This is a genomic window from Campylobacter sp. B0100352/1 (assembly GCF_020135855.1).
Classification (GTDB): Bacteria; Campylobacterota; Campylobacteria; order Campylobacterales; family Campylobacteraceae; genus Campylobacter_D; species Campylobacter_D taeniopygiae.
In genome coordinates this window covers 1-261 of the sequence record NZ_JACHTP010000128.1, presented here as the reverse complement: position 1 = coordinate 261, position 261 = coordinate 1, and the positions used below count along the sequence as shown (strand labels likewise).

The following is a 261-nucleotide window of genomic DNA, read 5'->3' as shown; positions in this document are numbered from 1 at the left end:
GGCTATTTAATTATTTTCTTTTAATTTAAATTTTTCTTCGCTATAAAGACCAGTTCCTACAGGAATCATTCTACCTAAAATAACATTTTCTTTTAAGTCTTCTAGATAATCAAATTTACCTGCTATACTAGCCTCAGTTAAGACTTTAGTTGTTTCTTGGAAAGATGCTGCAGAAATCACACTATCACTTCCAATCGCAGCTCTTGTAACACCTAAGAGAACAGGTTCTGCAATAGCTGGTTCTCCACCCATTCTCATAAT

General features: G+C 33.7%; 1 protein-coding gene. It reads right to left on the bottom strand.

Going from position 1 to position 261, the window contains the following annotated elements; all coding sequences use genetic code 11:
• Nucleotides 1–6: 6 nt before the first annotated feature.
• Nucleotides 7–261, bottom strand: a 255-nt coding sequence (locus H2279_RS08845; protein ID WP_337196308.1) for a hypothetical protein, incomplete at its 5' end; no start/stop codon positions are given.